The 18,212-nt window shown below is 49.8% G+C and carries 18 protein-coding genes; 15 read left to right on the forward strand and 3 right to left on the reverse strand.

The window, feature by feature from the left end; translation table 11 throughout:
* Positions 1–15: 15 nt before the first annotated feature.
* From plsY to OEY64_06035, 10 genes are all read left to right on the forward strand, one after another.
* Positions 16–651, forward strand: a complete 636-nt coding sequence (plsY, locus tag OEY64_05990; protein MDH5542497.1) for a glycerol-3-phosphate 1-O-acyltransferase PlsY — start codon at positions 16–18, stop codon at positions 649–651.
* Between the two features lie 31 nt (positions 652–682).
* Positions 683–1,264 carry a response regulator gene (locus OEY64_05995; GenBank protein MDH5542498.1) on the forward strand — a complete coding sequence of 194 codons (582 nt, stop codon included), beginning with the start codon at positions 683–685 and terminating at the stop codon, positions 1,262–1,264.
* Positions 1,265–1,335: 71 nt separating this feature from the next.
* The gene (panC, locus tag OEY64_06000; protein MDH5542499.1) at positions 1,336–2,178 is read left to right on the forward strand and encodes a pantoate--beta-alanine ligase; all 843 of its coding nucleotides are present in this window, start codon (positions 1,336–1,338) and stop codon (positions 2,176–2,178) included.
* Complete coding sequence (locus OEY64_06005) at positions 2,175–3,248, forward strand: hypothetical protein (protein MDH5542500.1); 1,074 nt, start codon at positions 2,175–2,177, stop codon at positions 3,246–3,248. Before panC ends, OEY64_06005 begins: the two co-directional genes overlap by 4 nt.
* 210 nt (positions 3,249–3,458) lie before the next feature.
* Entirely contained in the window at positions 3,459–4,583 is a 1,125-nt protein-coding gene (locus tag OEY64_06010) for a diguanylate cyclase (GenBank protein ID MDH5542501.1), read from the forward strand.
* Between the two features lie 119 nt (positions 4,584–4,702).
* Entirely contained in the window at positions 4,703–5,146 is a 444-nt protein-coding gene (locus OEY64_06015) for an Hsp20/alpha crystallin family protein (protein ID MDH5542502.1), read from the forward strand.
* A complete protein-coding gene (gene bioB, locus OEY64_06020; GenBank protein ID MDH5542503.1) occupies positions 5,143–6,135 on the forward strand; it encodes a biotin synthase BioB in 993 nt (330 codons plus the stop codon). The genes OEY64_06015 and bioB overlap by 4 nt, the downstream gene beginning before the upstream one ends.
* A gap of 59 nt (positions 6,136–6,194) precedes the next feature.
* The gene (locus OEY64_06025) at positions 6,195–7,349 is read left to right on the forward strand and encodes an 8-amino-7-oxononanoate synthase (GenBank protein MDH5542504.1); all 1,155 of its coding nucleotides are present in this window, start codon (positions 6,195–6,197) and stop codon (positions 7,347–7,349) included.
* Between the two features lie 33 nt (positions 7,350–7,382).
* Positions 7,383–8,342 (forward strand): hypothetical protein, encoded by a 960-nt coding sequence (locus tag OEY64_06030; GenBank protein ID MDH5542505.1) that lies wholly within the window; start codon positions 7,383–7,385, stop codon positions 8,340–8,342.
* Positions 8,343–8,384: 42 nt separating this feature from the next.
* Positions 8,385–9,254: an alpha/beta hydrolase gene (locus OEY64_06035; GenBank protein MDH5542506.1), complete on the forward strand. Its 870-nt coding sequence runs from the start codon at positions 8,385–8,387 to the stop codon at positions 9,252–9,254.
* 12 nt (positions 9,255–9,266) lie between these two features.
* Here OEY64_06035 and OEY64_06040 read toward each other — a convergent pair whose 3' ends face one another.
* The gene (locus OEY64_06040) at positions 9,267–11,006 is read right to left on the reverse strand and encodes a glycosyltransferase family 39 protein (protein ID MDH5542507.1); all 1,740 of its coding nucleotides are present in this window, start codon (positions 11,004–11,006) and stop codon (positions 9,267–9,269) included.
* Positions 11,007–11,124: 118 nt separating this feature from the next.
* On the opposite strand from OEY64_06040, the gene OEY64_06045 reads away from it, so the two are divergent.
* The 4 genes from OEY64_06045 (at position 11,125) to hisIE (ending at position 16,030) form a co-directional block, all read left to right on the forward strand.
* Positions 11,125–13,815, forward strand: a complete 2,691-nt coding sequence (locus OEY64_06045; GenBank protein MDH5542508.1) for an HAD-IC family P-type ATPase — start codon at positions 11,125–11,127, stop codon at positions 13,813–13,815.
* Positions 13,816–13,926: 111 nt separating this feature from the next.
* A complete protein-coding gene (hisA, locus tag OEY64_06050; GenBank protein MDH5542509.1) occupies positions 13,927–14,646 on the forward strand; it encodes a 1-(5-phosphoribosyl)-5-[(5-phosphoribosylamino)methylideneamino]imidazole-4-carboxamide isomerase in 720 nt (239 codons plus the stop codon).
* Positions 14,646–15,401 (forward strand): imidazole glycerol phosphate synthase subunit HisF, encoded by a 756-nt coding sequence (gene hisF / locus OEY64_06055; protein MDH5542510.1) that lies wholly within the window; start codon positions 14,646–14,648, stop codon positions 15,399–15,401. Before hisA ends, hisF begins: the two co-directional genes overlap by 1 nt.
* Positions 15,398–16,030 (forward strand): bifunctional phosphoribosyl-AMP cyclohydrolase/phosphoribosyl-ATP diphosphatase HisIE, encoded by a 633-nt coding sequence (hisIE, locus tag OEY64_06060; GenBank protein ID MDH5542511.1) that lies wholly within the window; start codon positions 15,398–15,400, stop codon positions 16,028–16,030. The genes hisF and hisIE overlap by 4 nt, the downstream gene beginning before the upstream one ends.
* Positions 16,031–16,170: 140 nt before the next feature.
* Here the strand turns inward: hisIE and OEY64_06065 are convergent, their stop codons facing one another.
* Complete coding sequence (locus OEY64_06065) at positions 16,171–16,782, reverse strand: hypothetical protein (protein ID MDH5542512.1); 612 nt, start codon at positions 16,780–16,782, stop codon at positions 16,171–16,173.
* Positions 16,783–16,949: 167 nt separating this feature from the next.
* A complete protein-coding gene (locus OEY64_06070; GenBank protein MDH5542513.1) occupies positions 16,950–17,798 on the reverse strand; it encodes a YkgJ family cysteine cluster protein in 849 nt (282 codons plus the stop codon).
* Between the two features lie 61 nt (positions 17,799–17,859).
* Here OEY64_06070 and OEY64_06075 point away from each other — a divergent pair.
* The coding region (locus tag OEY64_06075) for a macro domain-containing protein (GenBank protein MDH5542514.1) at positions 17,860–18,212 on the forward strand (353 nt) is incomplete at its 3' end.

The raw sequence follows: 18,212 nt of genomic DNA on the forward strand, positions 1-18,212 counted from the left end.
ACAGGGGAATTTAGGATGTCGATATTTTTTACTTTTTTAGCGTGTTACATAGCCGGTTCAATTCCGACCGCGCTTGTCGCGGGATATCTGTACGGTGGAATTGACATTCGAACTACCGGGAGCAAAAATGCCGGTGCTACCAATCTCTATCGCTCATTCGGGCTGAAACTCTATGTTCCGGTATTGCTTCTGGACATGTTCAAGGGTTTTGCTGCGACGTTGTGGCTCTCCGCTCTAACGGATCCCGAACCCCTTACTGCTTTGCAAATGCAGATATTTTGCGGTATAGCGGCTGTGTTTGGGCATATTTTTACGGTTTTTGCCAGGTTCAAAGGGGGGAAGGGGGTCGCGACCGCCGCCGGAATGATGCTGGCTCTCATTCCCGCGCAGGTGCTTCTGGCACTTGCGGTTTATCTGGTGATCACTTCTGCCACCCATTATGTCTCGCTTGGATCGATTGGTGCTTCCGTTTCCCTCCCGGTAATATTCTTTCTTGAATATGCTTTTGGAGGGAGTTCATATGAATGGGAGATATACGCTGTTTCAGCCGTGCTGGCCGCCCTTATTATAGTTACTCACCGCTCGAATATCGGCCGTCTTCTCCGCGGGGAGGAAAATAAAACCTACTTTTTTAAAAGGAATTCTGTCTGACCCTGAATAATAAGATATATAATATTAAACAATGATTCATAAACAGGAAATATCTGCCCTCGTTGTTGATGATGAAGAAGTTCTGCGCCAGATGGTGGCGAGGGTTCTAAAGTCGATGTCTATCAAGGCGGATAGCGCCGAGGACGGCCTGATTGCTCTGGACAAAATTAGCCACGGCAGATACGACTTCGTCATCGCGGACATCCGTATGCCCAACATGGACGGGATGCAGTTGCTGAAGGAAGTAAAGCGGAACTACCAAGATCTCGATTTCATCATAATGACAGCGCACACATCGCAATATTCATTTATTGACGTTGTGGAATCAGGCGCGAACGATTACATAACCAAGCCTTTCAGCGTCGAAGAGCTCAAAGCGAAGATCGAGCGCGTCCTCCGCGAAAGGCAGACCATCATGGAACTCCTCGACAAGACGAAAAAGCTGGAGCTGGCATACACCGAAATTCTTCTGCTCAAGGATCAGGAGGAAAAAATCTGCACGGAGATCAATTACGAAAAGGAATTTCTTCAGGTCGAAATAGAAAAACTGAAGAATGATAACGCCAGGCTCAACGAAAAAATGAAGCACCTCGGAGGTAGAGAAAAACTCTGATGAGGCGTTTGCCCAGGCTCGGAGTCTTTCATTGCGAGGCCTAGCTGAAAACCATATCTTCCATAACTGACATCGGAAAATTCTCCGATTCTGCCGCCAGGAGCGGGAAAACATGCGGCTTTGTTCCTACGCTCGGCGCGCTTCATGAAGGCCATCTCTCACTTATAAAAAGAGCAAAGAGGGAAAATGACAAGGTCATCGTTTCCATCTTTGTAAATCCGCTCCAGTTCCGAAGCGATGGATACAGGAAATATCCGAGGGATCCGAAAGGTGACGCGGAAAAGTGCCGCAAGGCGGGGGTCGATCTCCTTTTTGCGCCGAATGCGGAGGAAATTTATCCCGACGGTTTTTCGGCTTCGCTGGAGCTCCCCGCGCTCTTCAAGGTTCTCAAGTTCCAAAAACTCGAGTGGCATTACCGCGGAATGTTGCTAATAGTGCTAAAATTTTTCAATATCGTCCGGCCCAGACGCGCTTATTTCGGCATGAAGGATCCCCATCAGCTGGCGCTTATCCGCAAAATGGTCGACGATCTGAATGTTCCGGTTGAAATAGTGCCCTGTCCTACCGTAAGAGAGAGGGACGGTCTGGCAAAATCGTCGCGAAATCTGCTATTGACCCCGGAGGAGAGAAAAGCTTTGCCGGTAGTCTATCGTGCCCTGAAAAGCGGGGCCGAGATAATGGCGTCAAAGGGGGCAAAAGGCGTTGATTCCGCTTTTGTGATAATGCGTGAAATTTTCAGGAGCGAACCGCTTGTAACGCTCCACGGTCTTGAGATCCTCTATGCCGATACACTTATGCCTGTCGGTTCCGAAGCTCACGGTGAAAAAGTGCGCGAAGCATTCTGTGCCGCGACCGTTTTTGCTGGGGGGAAGAGACTTACCGACAACGTTCGATTCAAGATAAAGCCGATTTGAAAACGGTCTTTTATTTTATAAGCGGCCACGGGTTTGGCCACGCGGTTCGTTCGTCACTAGTGATCAGAGAACTCGCCAGGCTCGGCATCAGGGTGGAGATATTCAGCTCTATACCCAAAAGGATATTCGACAGCAAATTACACGGAGTCGACTACGGTTACCACCATGGCGAGATGGATATCGGAGTTGTGCAGAGTGATTCGATTTCAATAGATGTCCCCGCGACATATGAAGCCTGGTCGAAATTTATCGATAGCCGGGAGAGCTGGATCGACCGTTATCTTGGGCTGTGCGGAAAACTGAAACCCTCCGCGATAGTTTGCGACATCGTTCCGTTTGCGATACCGCTTGCCCTGAAAGCGGGGCTCCCTTCCATTCTCGTAGCCACCTTTACATGGGACGCCATTTTAAATTTCTATGCTGACGAGGACGCGCGCTTTGAAAAACTTTCGAATGAATTGTTGCGAATATATTCCGAGGCTTCTCTAATGATTAGCACACCGCTATCGTTCGGCTTGCCGAAGATAGCGGAATCTGTCACGGTCCCTTTGATCGGGGCAAAGTGTGAAGTTGGGGAGACTGAAATCCGTAAAAAACTCGGTCTCGATGAAAGGCCGGCCTTTCTTGTCAGCTTCGGAGGACTTGGCTTGAGCGGCATTGAACGCCTGGGGCTGAAAAGGATGAAAGATTACCAGTTTCTTTTTCTTGCCGACAGGAGCCAGAGTGATGGAAATCTGATCACCTGTGACAACGCCGCAGTTTCCCACGAAGAGCTGGTAAAAATATCCCGCGCCGTTATCACCAAGCCTGGCTATGGAGTGTCGACAGAGTGCATCTTGAATAGAACAGCGATGATCTATACATCAAGAGGCAAATTCGCCGAATACGAACCGCTTGTCGATGAATTGAAAAAGTACATCCCAATGACTTTCATTTCAAACGAGGAGCTCTTTTCCGGCGGACTGGCCCTCTTGCTTGTAAAGAGCATGGAATTCGTTCCCGGCCTACGCACAGATGAGGGGTCAGGTGCGAAAGAAACTGCTACTCAGATAAAAATGAGGTATTTATAACTTCTTCGTAATATTACATAACAGCAATGTAACATGATGTGAGTTCTATGCGCGGTTAATGATGATAATTTGGATTGATAACCTATTGTAATCGTATTGGTTATAGGCTATCGTAATATGACAATGTGTGTTCGCGGGGCGGTTTGTTTGGAAGTATTGGACTCCCTGTCAAACCTGATACACTATTATGTATGGAAGCGATGAGGCCAAATGACAAAACTTGAGTCTGCCGGAAAAAAGCTGGTTGTAACTTCTCTGGTTATTTTAATGACCGGTATGTTCTTCCTGATAATGGGGACATACGAAAATTTTGAGGAGAGCTATTCCAACCTGATAATCCCCTCGGCTATAATTCTCATCGCGTTATCTTTTTTCCTGAAGCATGTATTCGAACTCCTCGGCCTTATCCGTGAAACCGAATCGCATCTGCATCTGAGCGCCTCCGTGTTTGAAAATTCTGTTGAAAGCATAATAATCACAGATCCAAGAGGGAGGATCGTTTCAGTTAATCCCTCTTTCACCGAGGTAACCGGTTATACAGAAGCGGAGGTTCTCGGGAAAAATCCCCGGATACTAAGTTCCGGCAAGCATGAGATGGATTTTTATGAAAAGATGTGGAAGGCGATTCTCGACAAGGGGCAGTGGAGCGGTGAGATCTGGAACAGGAGGAAAGATGGCCTTGTATTTCCGGAACAACTCTCCATCACAGCGATAAAGGATAAAGGGGGGAAAGTTACCCACTACGCCGGAGTGTTTACGGATATCTCCGAGCATAAAAAACATGTTGAACTGATCGAGTACATGGCGTTTCACGATAATCTTACTGGACTTATCAACCGGCTCACTTTCTACGATCTCCTCCAGGTAGAGATAGCCCACGCAAAAAGGTATGGCTACACGACCGCGGTAATGTTCCTTGACCTCGACTATTTCAAAGAGGTTAATGACAACTATGGACATAATATGGGCGACCTGCTATTGAAAAAAGTCGCGAAGGATATTAGGAACTGTCTCCGTTCGGGCGATACTGTGGCCCGTTTTGGCGGCGACGAATTCACCGCGCTGTTGCCTCAGTTACGGAAAGATGAGGATTTCAAGCTGATCGCCTCAAAAATAGTAGACCTTTTCAAGAAACCTTTTAATGTAAACGGTTATGACCTCCGTCTTGGTGTAAGTATCGGCATTGCTATCTATCCGACTCATGGAGATGACGTCACTTCCATCATGAATAAGGCCGATGACGCCATGTATTACGTCAAGAACCATGGCAGGAACAATTACCGGCTTTACGACGACACCATTCCAAGGAAATCCGGCAACAAGATAAGCGTTTGATATTCCGTAAATTGGTGGACTAGACAGTATCAACTCACCAAAATTTTCCGATTCTCTCATAACTTCTCCAAAGACAATCGGCTATACTGTTCAACAAAAGGGAGAATAGGAGAATTTCCATGGCCCACAAGAGGCTTGAAACGTTAAAGGAGATAGTGCTTCTCCAGGACAAGATGGGTCAGTATTTTGAGGACAGCGCCTACTCTGTTCCTTCCATCATCAGAACATGGGCGCCGCCCGTAGATCTGTATGAAACGGAGGAGAGTATTCACATCATCGCGGAGCTTCCCGGTGTTGATGAAAAGGATCTGAAGATCGAGGTTCGTGACAATGTCATAACCATCCAGGGACAGCGGAAGTTTTCAACCAGAAGCGGCGAGAGTTTTATTCAGGTTGAAAGGAATTACGGCCCGTTTCAGAGGACTTTCCGGCTACCCGCATCCGTGCAGGAAGAGATGGTTGTCGCTGAATTCAAATTGGGATTATTAAGAATTAAAATGCAGAAAGTGGAGCGGCAGGGCCAGAAATTTATCAGGGTCAACGTTACGTCAAAAGGTTTATGAGCAGAAAACTAATCGAGAGTTGCCGAGAGTCGGCATTGCGCAACGAAAAGATATCCGAACAGGACGCGCTGGAGCTGATAACCCTCCCACGGGAACATATCATGGATCTGATTGCCGCCGCCGACGCGGTGAGGCGGAAGCATAAGGGGAACAGAATATCCCTCTGCTCAATTGTGAATGCCCGTTCGGGCAGGTGCGGCGAGGATTGCGCCTTCTGTCCGCAGTCGGTTTTCAGCAAATCGGAATCTCCGGAATACGCTCTCATGGGGGCAGATGAAATTGTCAGCGCCGCCGAGAAGGCGATTGGCGACGGTGCGCACAAATTCGGTATCGTCACGAGCGGCAAGGGGCCGGAAAAGAACAACGGCGATTTCGAAAAGATAATCGCATCCATCAGATCCATGAAACAGAATGTCGGCATTCACAGATGTGCATCGCTCGGAGTTATCGATTCGGAACAGGCGGTTGCTTTGAAGGAGGCGGGGCTGGATGAATTTCACCACAATCTAGAAACGGCAAGGAGTTTTTATCCCAAGATCTGTTCCACGAGGGACTACGACGAGAATGTGGCAACCATTGCCGCCGCGAAGAGTGCCGGACTCAGGGTCTGTTGCGGGGGGATCTTGGGTATGGGAGAGACCCCTGTCCAAAGGATCGAGCTGGCGTCGGAGTTGAGAGAGCTTGGTGTAGATTCGATACCGCTTAATTTTCTAAATCCGGTAGAGGGGACGAAGCTCGAAAAGAGCGAAAGGCTCAAGCCGCTGGAGGTTCTGCAGATAATCGCCGTATTCCGCCTTTTTTTGCCCGACAGGGATATAAAGGTCGCGGGGGGGAGAGAGGTTAATCTTCGAGACTTGCAGTCGTGGATGTTCTTCGCGGGGGCGAATTCCACGATGGTCGGCAACTATCTTACCACTACAGGAAGGAATGCCGAGGACGACGTCAGAATGGTAGAGGATCTGGGACTAGAGGTTGTCGGAAGGGGATAGGATACGCGCTTTTCCTTTCATCGCCGAATACGGTTTCAGGTGGCAAAAAGGGGAGCGTGATGTTTGGCGATGAGATCCGGGAACTCAGGGAGCAAAACCTCCTTCGCCAGGTAAAGGTTTTTGAATCGTCCGACGGCAGGGTAGGGCGTATCGGCGGAAAAGATTACCTCATCTTCTGTTCAAACGATTACCTCGGTCTATCACATTCCAGGGAGATCAAAGACGCCATCCATAAAGGATTGGAGGAGTACGGCGCTGGTTCCGGCGCGTCGCGCCTCGTTTCCGGCACGCTCACTCCCCACAGGATGCTCGAAGAGAGGCTGAGGGATTATCTCGGATTTGAGTCGGCGCTCCTCTTTAATTCCGGGTACGCCGCGAACACCGGCATCATCCCCTCAATTGCAGGGAAAGGGGATGTTATACTGGGGGACAGGCTCAACCACGCCTCGATCGTAGACGGATGCCTCCTATCGCGTGCCGAGTTCAAAAGGTATCCTCATCTTGATATGTCCGTATTGGAAAAACTCCTTTTGGAATATAAAAACGCAAAAACAAGATGGATCGTAACGGACGGCCTTTTCAGTATGGACGGCGACATCGCTCCGCTTGCGGAAATTTGCCAACTGGCTGATAAATATAACGCTAAAGTCTATCTCGACGATGCCCACGCATTCGGTATTCTTGGTAAAAATGGTCGGGGTACGGCTGAGCTACTTGGGGTGGAAGGGGGGATAGATATTCATGTCGGAACGCTTGGCAAGGCCGCAGGAGTAGCAGGCGCATTCGCGGGTGGCAGCAGGGAGATGACCGATTTTCTTATGAACAGGGCGCGGTCATTTATATTCTCCACCTCGCTCCCCCCTGCGCTCGCCCTCGGTGGGGCAAAGGGAGTTGAGCTACTTTCCGGCTTTTCGCACGGGAGGGAAATGTTTTTAAGTGGCGTTAAATCGTTCCATAATCTACTAGGTGTTATAGGTTTGGTTGCACCATCGAATAGTTATATAATACCGCTAGTTACGGAGGATGCCGGAAAAGCGGTCGAAGCGGAGAAAGTTTTTTGGGAACGGAACATTTATTTACAGGCAATTCGACCACCCACCGTACCGAAAGGCTCATCAAGATTGAGATTGACCCTTTCCCTGAATCAGACCTCTGAAGACAGGGAAAAGGTACTTGGTGTCCTTAAAGATAACCAGCATCTTTTTGCCAGATGAACAGGAGTAGGGAAGATTAAGAGAAAAAAGATATTGATATTCGACAAGGATGACAAAGCCAGGAATATCGTAAATATAATGTGCCACAAGCTGGGGCTTATAAATGTCATGGCCGCCGGAACCAAGGAAGAGTTCGATACTTTGATCAAACAGAATCTTGAGGCGGATTTAGGCATGGCTTTTGGCGGCGTAAAGCCTCTGCCGCGTGTCAAGGTCGACGCGATAATCATAGACTGGGAAACAGCGGAAAAAGGGCTGGTTACATTCATAAAAACATTCAAACAGAGATTTTCAGGGAGGTTCGGGTTTCTCGTCCTATGCGGGGAAAAGCATACCGAGAAATTTCTTCTTGCCTCAAAGGCGGGAGCGAACGCGTTTCTGAAGAAACCGTTTTCAATGGATCTCCTCAGGGAGAAGCTCGAAATGGTGCTCCTCGGCAAATCCGAGCCGATAGTACAGGGATTCAATCTGCAGGGTGCCTCTACGAAATCAAGCAAGCAGGGTTTCGGAGAAAGTCCTTTTTCGTTTCAGCAGGCTGTTGAAAAGAAAAAACCTGCCATATCCCCTGCCGATGCCGCTCAGCTTGCCAAGGATGCGGAGAACCTGGCGAAAAATGTACCCTTGGCGAAACAGAGGGTCGTTTCGGCTGAGGACTTGAAAAAGGGTGTCGGGGCAGGTGTTTCCTTCTATACGAAGGGTGGGGGATTGAGGAGCGACAAGGCGGTAGCCACACTCATCAACGGAAGGATAGACGGGCACTACCATCAGAAGGTGAACGTAATTGGCGGTGGAGAGAACTGTTTTTGGGCCAAGGAGCAGGAAGATGGCTTGGTACGCCTCGAATATCTCAATTCGCTAGGCAAACCCACCGGCGTTGAGGCTAAGAAGATTTCAAGGGACGAATTCATGCACACCTTTTTCCTCTGCGAAGAGGTCGGGTGCGCTATCCTCAAAAGGCTCGGCCAGTGGACCCCTAAGGAGCAAAACAAGTAAATTTGGCTGTGATAAATATTCCCCGATTGGTATAATGGCAAGATGAATAAAAAATCCTTTCTGTATCTGTTCTCGCTTGGGATTTTCTCTTTCTCTTTTTCCTGCAGCAGTCTCTTTTATCAGCCAAAGTCAGGTTTGATCTACAATCCCACCGATTACGGCTACCAGTATCAGAGTATTGATTTCCAAAGTCTTGACGGCACCAGTCTGCACGGATGGTATTTCCCGGCAGACAAGAAAAAGCAGGAGCTTGGCACCATTATCCAGTTCCACGGTAACGAAGAGAATATGACTAGCCACTTCTCTTCGCTGGTATGGCTCACGCGCGAAGGCTACAACCTCTTCACCTTTGATTACCAGGGCTACGGACAGTCGAGAGGGAAGCATAACCAGAAAAACCTGAACAATGACGCGCTCGCGGCCCTGAAATGGGCATACGACAAAAACATGGAAAGGGAGCGGCAGCTTGGAAGCGACATGAAGTTTATAGCCTACGGACAGTCCATAGGCGGAACGGTGCTCCTCCATGCCGTGCCACAGTTCTCCAACAAGAAGGAACTTAGCGCGGTAGTTTCCGAGAGCGCCTTCTATTCATACAAAACGATCGCCAAGCAAAGGCTTGCGGAGAGGCGCGAGACCTGGATTCTCCAGCCGTTTGCATATCTTTTCGTATCGGACAAATACTGCCCCATTAAGAGGGTCAAGGAGATATCTCCCACCCCCCTTCTGGTGATTCACGGCAATTCGGATGAAGAGGTCCCCTTTTCACACGGTGAAAAGATCTTCGAAGAAGCCGGGGAGCCGAAAACATTCTGGGCCGTTCCGGGCGGGATGCATATCGACGCAATGACTGAAGGGAAGCATGGCGGAAAATTCAGGCAGCAGCTTTTGGAATTCTTCGCCGCTCTGTAAACGCGGTACCGTTCACCCCTTTTCCGGCACTACTCTGGATATTCTCAAATATTCTGTCGCTGTCAGCTGTATCTCTTCGACCGTTATTAGAACGTAATCGCTGTCGAGCTTATACTCCTTTGCCGGCTCGCCGTTATGATACGCGATCCGCTGAAAGACGTAGATATTGCTGAATAGGTGCCGTTTCAATTCATTTATGAATATATTTTTGTTGCTGTTTGCGTGGGCGAAGGAGATCGCTCCATAGTTGAATACGGTGAACTGTCCAGGACGGTCTACGATGACCATCACGTTCTTTTCCCCGGATTTTTCCAGAAAATCGTACGACATCCTCGCGTCCCGCGGAAGGGTAAGCTGGTTCATGAATCTCCCTTCGACAGCCAGCGGATGATAGATGAGAAAAACAGCAACCGCCAGCGGGAGAAGGATTTTGCCGTCGATGATATCCCGCTTGAAGGTCTTCATGAACACAGGCGAAAGGGAGCTTGCGATCGCGAATACAAGGAAGAACCGCGCGTTTGCGGGGTGATCGTAGTTCCCCAGAAAGTGCGAGAGGAAGATGACAAGGTTAAGCGAGAGCGCCCCTAGCAGAAAGACAGCGAAATGCATCTGATAGTCACGCTCGAACGATATCTTTTTCCGCGCCACTCCGAAAAGGAACCCTGCGAGGAGCACAAAAGCAAGGATGTGGAGAATGTTCGAGTAGGGGAGGAAGAAGGAAAAATCGAACTGTTTTGTCAGGAATGTTTTCGTGTGGTTCATAAAGTGTCCTATCCCGAGTACCGGAGTGCCGGGGGGAGCTTCGAATTTCCCCTGCGATAGAACGCTTTGCCAGAAAAACGGCAGGAAAAAAAGAGGAGTGAGCGCGATGACGTTCTTGGAAGATTTCACTAGTTCGAGCCTGATATATCCGAAAATGTAGAGGCCGACCATGATTACGATAAAAAAGATGAACGACTCATAGCGGATGTTGGAAAAGACAAGAAGGTTCAGCCAAAGCATGGAAAAATATTCCGGCAATCTGTGCTTCATGAAAAGAAAAAGTGAAATAAGCGACAGGAAAAAGAAAAGGGTCGAAAGCATGTCAAATCCCGCGGAAGTGGAGCTGAATGCGACTATCGGCACCGAAGCAACGAAAAACTGCGATGATAGCGCCGTGTTTTCGTCTAGAAACCGGCTGGAAACCATGTACACCATGCAAAGGAAAATAAAAAGTACCATGGCGTTTAATATGTAGAGGTTGTTCACGCTGTAGCCGAAGCTCGTATGAAGTATGTTAGCCAGAAACGGGAACACAAGCGGACGCTTCGGAACCACTGTCGCAAGCGAGTTGTAATCGTCGTAGTAATACTTTCCCATCGTGACATTTACCGCGCTTCTGTTTTCCGAGAATGATTTTGATATCGAAACAAGATTCGTTTCATCGCTAAGAACCCTGAATTCAGGTTTTACCGAAAGGAATGTTATCGCGGTCAGTATCAGCGCCATGATAATCCCCTTTTTCGATCTGGCCAGGAGCTGGCCAGCCGCGAAAGACGATTTATTCAGGAAGATGGCGATATATGTCCCCCAGGTCAGTAGCATGAAAAGAATAAAGTAATACGACCCTTTTGTGAAAAGCACGTGCATTGCGCCTTTGATTGTCAGCGAGACAAAAAGCAGAACGGCAAACGCAGCAAGGGGGATTGCGTATATCCACTTTCCTGTTCGAGCCTGGAGAATTTCCATGAGAATGTATTTTAGCGTTTGCAAGGTGGCTCTGCCATACAAAATCCCCTTGCGGGGTTTCATGGTGGTAAAATATGAGTAATATTTGGAGTCGAAGTACCTTAAATAATTATACAGTTCCTAATAGTTGGAGAATCCAAAGGTGGGTGAATTCGCTGTAAAGCCGTGGCACATCTATGAACCGACGGATGCTATCAACGAGCTTCGGACGGATGTTTCCAAAGGTCTGGATGCGGTGGAGGTCTCCCACCGTCTTGCGAGCCACGGCTACAACATGCTGAAGGAAGAGCCGCGCGACGCATGGTATGCGGTTCTGATAAGACAGTTCACGAATCTGCTGATATTCATACTGGTGGTCGCCGCGCTTCTCTCTTTTTTCATAGGGGAGGTAGTCGACGCCGTTACGATAATGGCGATAGTCGTATTGAACGGCCTTCTCGGCTTCGCGCAGGAGTGGCGGGCCGAGAACGAGCTTGAAGCACTAAGAAAGATGCTTTCCCCAAGATGCGTTGTATTGCGTGAGGGACGTCTAGTGGAGATAGACGCAAAAACTTTAGTGCCGGGTGACATCGTACAGGTGGAAACGGGCAATCACATTCCGGCGGAGTTGAGAATAGTCGAATCGCTCAATCTGAAGATGGACGAATCATCCCTCACGGGGGAATCGGAATCGGTTGAGAAGTTCACCCCGCCAGTGGCGAAGGATACTCCCCTCGCGGAGAGAAGTTGCATGGCGTGGATGGGGACGATCGTCACGAACGGTCGCGGACGTGGGGTAGTCGTTGAGACCGGGATGTCCACGGAAATTGGAAGAATCGCAAAACTTACGCAGACGGTCGATACTTCCGAGACGACGCTTCAAAAACAGCTTTCAGAGCTTGGCGCGAAGCTTGGGTATATTGCTCTTGCCGTTTCGATAGCAATCGGCTTGGCTGGAATACTTTTGAAAAAGGGTGTGCTGGAGATGGTCATGCAGGCTGTCTCCCTCGCCGTGGCGGCGATCCCCGAAGGCCTCCCTGCTGTAGTCACTATTACCCTCGCCCTCGGAATAAGGACGATGGTGAAACGGAACGCCCTTGTAAGGGGGCTACACGCGGCTGAGACGCTCGGCGCCGCTTCCATCATCTGCACCGATAAAACAGGGACGCTCACAAAAAACGAAATGACCGTTAAAAAGGTCTGGACGGCGTCGGGCGAGTTTGATGTTACCGGCATCGGATACGACCCGAAGGGGGAGTTTACGGCTGGCGGCAAGAGGGTAAGCCCGAAGGATCATCCCGACATGCTTGGGGTGATTGAAACTTCGGTGAAATGTAATCACGCAAAACTTGTTATGGAGGATGGTGAGTGGTTGATTATCGGCGAGCCGACAGAGGGGGCGCTGGTGGTAATGGGTCGCAAGGCCGAAATGACCTATGAACAAAACGGAAAGGCATTTGCGGAGTTTTCATTCAATTCACAGCGTAAACGGATGACTATTATCGAGAATACCGGTACGGCGAAGGTAGCCCATGTAAAAGGGGCGCCCGAGGTAGTGTTGAGCCAGTGCGTAAGGATACTCCGCAACGGCGTTGAAACTGAAATGACCGCGGCTGAAAGGGAAAAGGTACAGGAAGCTTTTACCTCCATGGCGAGGGAGGGGCTAAGGACCCTGGCGTTTGCGAGGCGGACGCTGGATGCCGGGCACCCGCTTAAGGAGAATGATGTGGAGAGATCGCTTACGCTTCTGGGGATAGTTGGAATTATCGATCCACCGCGCGAAGAGGTCGCAGGGGCGATCAAGCTGGCAGAATCGGCGAAGATCAGGACGATTGTGATAACGGGTGATTCCCCCGATACCGCGAGAAACATTGCCGAAAGGATAGGGCTTCGCGTAGAGACGGTCCTGACCGGGCCGATGCTGGAAGAGATACCGGATGATGAGCTGGAGCAAAAGCTGAAAGGGGAGGTTCTTTTCGCCAGAACCGCGCCCGAACACAAAATGAGGATAATTAAAATTCTTCAGCGCCACGGCGCGATCGTAGCGATGACCGGTGACGGCGTGAACGACGCCCCCGCGCTGAAGCAGGCAAACATCGGAATAGCGATGGGGATAAGAGGGACCGACGTGGCGAAATCGGCTTCCGATATTATTCTGCTCGACGACAATTACGCCTCCATAGTAAACGCGATTGAAGAGGGGAGGAGGCAGTACGACAATATTCAAAAGTTTGTCCGCTATCTCCTTTCATCCAACATGGCAGAGGTCTTGGCGATATTTGCCTGCCTGATGTTCGGCGGAGAGCTTCTCCTTTTTCCGGCGCAGATATTGTGGATGAATCTCGTGACAGACGGGATGTCCGCCATCGCGCTCGGATTCGAGCCGCTGGAAAAGGGGACTATGAGCCGCCCTCCGCGCGAGGTCAATGCGCCGATACTGTCGGGGAAAAGCCTCTGGAACGTCCTCTTTCTCGGCTCCGTTATGGCCGGGCTGACACTATTCTTTTTCTATTATTATCTTGACGGGAATCCAATAGGGAGGTTCGCGCACGCCAATTCGGTGGCGTTCACCGCCCTTGTGATCCTGCAGCTGGTAAATGTTTTCAACTTCCGTGCCCTTCATGCACCGCTTCCGGTGGTCGGTATTTTTTCAAATCCGTTACTCCTCCTGGCGGTGCTCTTTTCCATCGCCCTTCAGCTGATGGCCGTATACACGCCATTTTTGCAGAATGCGCTTCATACGGTCCCCCTTTCGCTTTACGACTGGGCCGGCATTTTGGCGCTCTCATCAATAATTTTCCTTGTCCCGGAATTTTATAAATGGTTCCACTGGAAAGGAGCAGTCACACGGTAGTTGCCTGTAAGGATGACTCTCCGCTGATTTGAAAATCGGAGAGTGAATATTTTTGCTTTTTGTTTCGCTTCGCTCCTTGTTGGGGTAGGGCAAAATGTGTAGAATCAGCGGATGTTGATTTTGCCTGCTATTGATCTGAAGGGGGGAAAATGCGTCCGCCTCATTCAGGGGGACATGGACCTTGAAACGGTCTACTCCGACGACCCGGTCGACCAGGCTAAAAAGTGGGAATCCGCCGGGGCGAGGATAATCCATATAGTCGATCTCGATGGCGCCGTTCACGGGATACCGAGGAACGGCGAGCTCATCAGGCAGATCTGCAAGGCTGTGAAGTGCAAGATCCAGCTTGGAGGCGGGATCAGGGATATGGAGACCGCCGATGCCTATTTTGACAGCGGCGTGGAGAGGATAGTACTCGGCTCGCTCCTCCTGAAAGACCCGAATATCGCCGCGCAGATGGCTGTCAAATACCCTAAAAGGATAATCGCAGGTATCGACGTGAAGGAGAAGCATGCCACGGCGGACGGATGGACAACCACCTCAAGCCTTACAGGTACTAGCATCGTGAAGGCGTTGAACGACTGGCCCCTTGGAGGTGTTGTGTATACCGATATCTCCCGCGACGGGATGATGCAGGGGGTGAACATGGAAGGTCTCAGCGAGATGGCAGAAGTGAGCAAACATGAGGTGATCGCCTCTGGTGGCATTACCACCATGGACGACCTCGAAGAGGTTTCAAAAGTGGAAAATGTAGGGGGCGCGATAATAGGTAAGGCGCTCTACAAAGGGACCATCGACCTGAAAAAAGCAATCAAAGAGTTTCAGAAGTAGTGCTTACCAAGCGGATAATTCCTTGCCTGGATGTCAAGGACGGGCGGGTCGTGAAAGGGATCAATTTCGTCAACCTCGTTGACGCGGGGGATCCCGTGGAGTCGGCGGAGGTGTACGACGAGCAGGGGGCGGATGAACTCACATTTCTCGATATAACCGCTTCTCACGAGAAGAGGGACACGATAATCGATGTGGTAAAAAGAACCGCCGAAAAGGTGTTTATGCCTTTGACTGTCGGCGGAGGGGTAAGGAGCGTGGAGGATATCCGCAGGCTCCTTGTGGCTGGCGCGGACAAGGTAGGTATAAATACCGCCGCAGTGAAGAATCCGGAGTTCGTACGGGAGGCGGCGAACCGCTTTGGGACGCAGTGCATTGTAGTGGCTGTCGATGCAAAAAGGACGAACGGCAGCTGGGAGGTTTTCACCCACGGCGGGAGGGAACATACCGGGCTGGACGCCATCGAGTGGTGTAAAAGAATGCGCGATTACGGAGCTGGGGAGATACTACTCACAAGCATGGACAGAGACGGAACCAGAAAGGGATTCGATATCGAGCTGACTAAAACGGTTGTGGATTCGATAGATATCCCGGTGATAGCCTCGGGTGGTGTAGGGAACAAGGAGCACTTCTACGATGGATTGGTCACAACAGGCGCGTCCGCAGCGCTCGCCGCGTCGATATTTCATTTCGGCGAGGAGACCGTAGGGAACGTGAAGAAATTTCTTCAGGAAAAAGGGGTACCTGTACGGATATGAAAAAGGTTGAGATCAAATTCGATTCAAAGGGGCTGTTACCCGCTATCGTGCAGGACGCGAAATCTGGAAAGGTTCTCATGATGGCCTGGATGAATGAGGAGAGCCTCGAACTCACGCGGAAAAACGGTTTCACATATTTCTATTCCCGCTCAAGGAACAAGATATGGAAGAAGGGGGAAGAGAGCGGAAATGTTCAGAATGTCATAGAGATTAAATACGATTGCGACGCCGATGTTATTCTTGTTTCGGTTGAGGCCGCCGGCCCCGCATGTCATACGGGGGAGGAGACATGCTTTTTCAGGAGCATTGAAAACGGCGACCAGGTGGAGAACTGCGCCGAGGTTTCGGATGATGCCGTTCTCAACCGCGTTTACCAGACGATCCAGCACAGGAAGAGGGAGATGCCGGAAGGCTCATATGTAGCCTCCCTGTTCAGAAAAGGGGACGCCTCATATCTGAAGAAGATAGGTGAGGAAGCTACGGAGTTCGTTATCGGCTGCAAGAACGGGAACCGGGATGAGATAATCTACGAAGCGGCGGACCTATGGTTCCACACTCTGGTCGCGATGGCGGCCCATGACGTTTCGCCGGACGAGATAATGGCGGAGCTTAAGAAGCGGTTCAAGTAGTCCCCTCTGTCGAAGAGATCTCGCGCTCCGCGTAAAGAAGATTCATCCCTTGCACCGGTTTTGTTGAACCGGCAAAATCATTTTGTGAAATATAAGAGAAGTTTGGGACGGGAATCTACCAACACTGGGAAAAGGGGATATTAGAAGCAGGGTTCCGTATTCAAATCCCTGTTGTCGTTGCATCTTGGCACATTGAAAGTTCCCGTGAACCTTTTCAGGTTTCCGCACTGCATCTGTGAGCGGTATGTGAAGTTGAATGTCCCTATCACGCGTCCCCCTACAGGGCCGTAGCCTGAAATAACGGTATATCCGTTATTTATACTGCTTACATCTCCCGGATTTGAGCATCCGTCAGTTGACGCGTTAAAAGCACCGTCCCAATCTCCGCCATCGGTGATTGTATCCACATTTACATAGCTGGAGTTCGAGGTTCCGCTGCCGACAGAGTATGTCCCCATCTCTTTCCCGGCAAAACTGATCTGAATGTTATAGGCGTGCGTCCCATCGTTGAGCTTCCTACCTCGCAACCATATCAGGGTGTTGACGCCGTCGTAGTCGGCTGTTCCGATATCTCCATCCGCGTTGCTGAAGTCAAATTGTGAACCGCCGTAATATGAAATCGAAAAAGAGCTGTCTGGCCCGGTATCGGTTGGTCCGTCGCCCCCTTCAAAAAATCCGCACCCTGAAACGGCAATGCTTAAAAGTAATACCAAAGAGGCCAATCGCATGTTTCCGTCACTCCAAAATTTCATTTAAAAAAGTATACCCGTTACAAGGTGACATCGGCAAAAAAAAAGATTTCCATTAGCCAATTTTATTTAAAAATACCTAAGGAGTTGAATAACCACGTTTAAATATTTCACTGTACTTCAATTACACGATTTATAACGGAGCATAGCCAACCATTCGCTCAAGAATTCTATTCGGCCAGTTTTTTCATTTGCGGAGTGAACTTTTTAAATAGCGCCCCCCGCTTTCTGGAGAAATATGAGATCAGCTTTTTGCCGGTAGGGAAAAATTCCTTCACGGAGTTCCCGAAATCAAGCCCATGGCAGTTGTTGCTGGAAAACTGGCTGCAAATGGATGGCCGTCTTTCGTACACGGAGCAAAGGCCATGCCTATCAAGCATATCGCACCGGTTATGAAAGACTACGCTCCATCCACCATCTTCGTCTAGATTGAGGTCGCAGTTCTCATGATAAACATACCAGAGCAGGTTCTTAACATCCTTTACCGAGGTCGGTTTATCTACGGTTATATTCAGATAGGTACAGCATTTGTCACACTTCGAGCAGTCGTGTGTTTCATCGAGAACGTCTGCAGTGTCGCGCGATTTCACTATCACTTTCTTGTTTTTTTGGAGTGAAGGGCCGTTGCCGTTCCTGGCCGCCTTCTGAGTCGCCGGATTGAGTTTTTTAAAGAGCGCTGGGCGATGCTCTCTCAGATAGAGAAGCAGGTCTATCTCCGTTGTGAATCTGAATTTGGCGACATCGTTAAGCGATCTCGGTTTCTCGCCGTGCATAAGGCAGTTCTCCGGCTGGTCCGAGCTTGCCAGACAGCGGGTGCCGGAGAGTTTAGAGCATTTTCCTTTTACGACTATGTACCATTCGCCATCGTGACCGATGATAACTTCGATGTTTCTGTGATAGATGTACCACAGGAACGATTCAATACCCCCTTTTGAGCGCGGGTAGTCCATATCAAGGCTTATGTAGTTGCACGGCATATTGCCGTCAGCAGGATCGAGTATCTTCTTTTCCTTTTTCATGTCAACTTGCTATAAATTAGGGTTAAAGTGATTTTCATACGGCTTATAAGGATAAAGTAATATGAGGCAAATGAAAAGGACGATTAACAGCGCAACCATTGAGATAATAGAAGGGGATATCACCCTTCTTGATTGCGATGCCATAGTTAATGCCGCAAACGACCGCCTTATCCTGGGGGGGGGAGTTGCCGGAGCGATAGCGCGACGCGGCGGGCCCTCCATTCAGCAGGAGTGTGACAGGATAGGCGGGACGTTTGTAGGGGGTGCGGTCATAACAGGCGGAGGGAAGCTGAAGGCGAGACACGTGATACACGCGGTCGGTCCACGCATGGGAGAAGGGGACGAGGACGAGAAACTCCGAAACGCGACGATCAATTCGCTGAAGGCCGCTGACGAGAACGGCCTAAAGTCGAT

It is taken from the genome of Nitrospinota bacterium (assembly GCA_029881495.1).
Classification (GTDB): Bacteria; Nitrospinota_A; UBA7883; order JACRGQ01; family JACRGQ01; genus JAOUMJ01.

Excerpts from the sequence above, each read along its gene's own strand:
- plsY (MDH5542497.1), top strand. The coding sequence starts at position 16 with ATGTCGATATTTTTTACTTTTTTAGCGTGTTACATAGCCGGTTCAATT.
- OEY64_05995 (MDH5542498.1), top strand. The coding sequence starts at position 683 with ATGATTCATAAACAGGAAATATCTGCCCTCGTTGTTGATGATGAAGAA.
- OEY64_06010 (MDH5542501.1), top strand. The coding sequence starts at position 3,459 with ATGACAAAACTTGAGTCTGCCGGAAAAAAGCTGGTTGTAACTTCTCTG.
- OEY64_06015 (MDH5542502.1), top strand. The coding sequence starts at position 4,703 with ATGGCCCACAAGAGGCTTGAAACGTTAAAGGAGATAGTGCTTCTCCAG.
- bioB (MDH5542503.1), top strand. The coding sequence starts at position 5,143 with ATGAGCAGAAAACTAATCGAGAGTTGCCGAGAGTCGGCATTGCGCAAC.
- OEY64_06025 (MDH5542504.1), top strand. The coding sequence starts at position 6,195 with ATGTTTGGCGATGAGATCCGGGAACTCAGGGAGCAAAACCTCCTTCGC.
- OEY64_06035 (MDH5542506.1), top strand. The coding sequence starts at position 8,385 with ATGAATAAAAAATCCTTTCTGTATCTGTTCTCGCTTGGGATTTTCTCT.
- hisA (MDH5542509.1), top strand. The coding sequence starts at position 13,927 with ATGTTGATTTTGCCTGCTATTGATCTGAAGGGGGGAAAATGCGTCCGC.
- hisIE (MDH5542511.1), top strand. The coding sequence starts at position 15,398 with ATGAAAAAGGTTGAGATCAAATTCGATTCAAAGGGGCTGTTACCCGCT.
- OEY64_06065 (MDH5542512.1), bottom strand. The coding sequence starts at position 16,782 with ATGAAATTTTGGAGTGACGGAAACATGCGATTGGCCTCTTTGGTATTA.
- OEY64_06070 (MDH5542513.1), bottom strand. The coding sequence starts at position 17,798 with ATGAAAAAGGAAAAGAAGATACTCGATCCTGCTGACGGCAATATGCCG.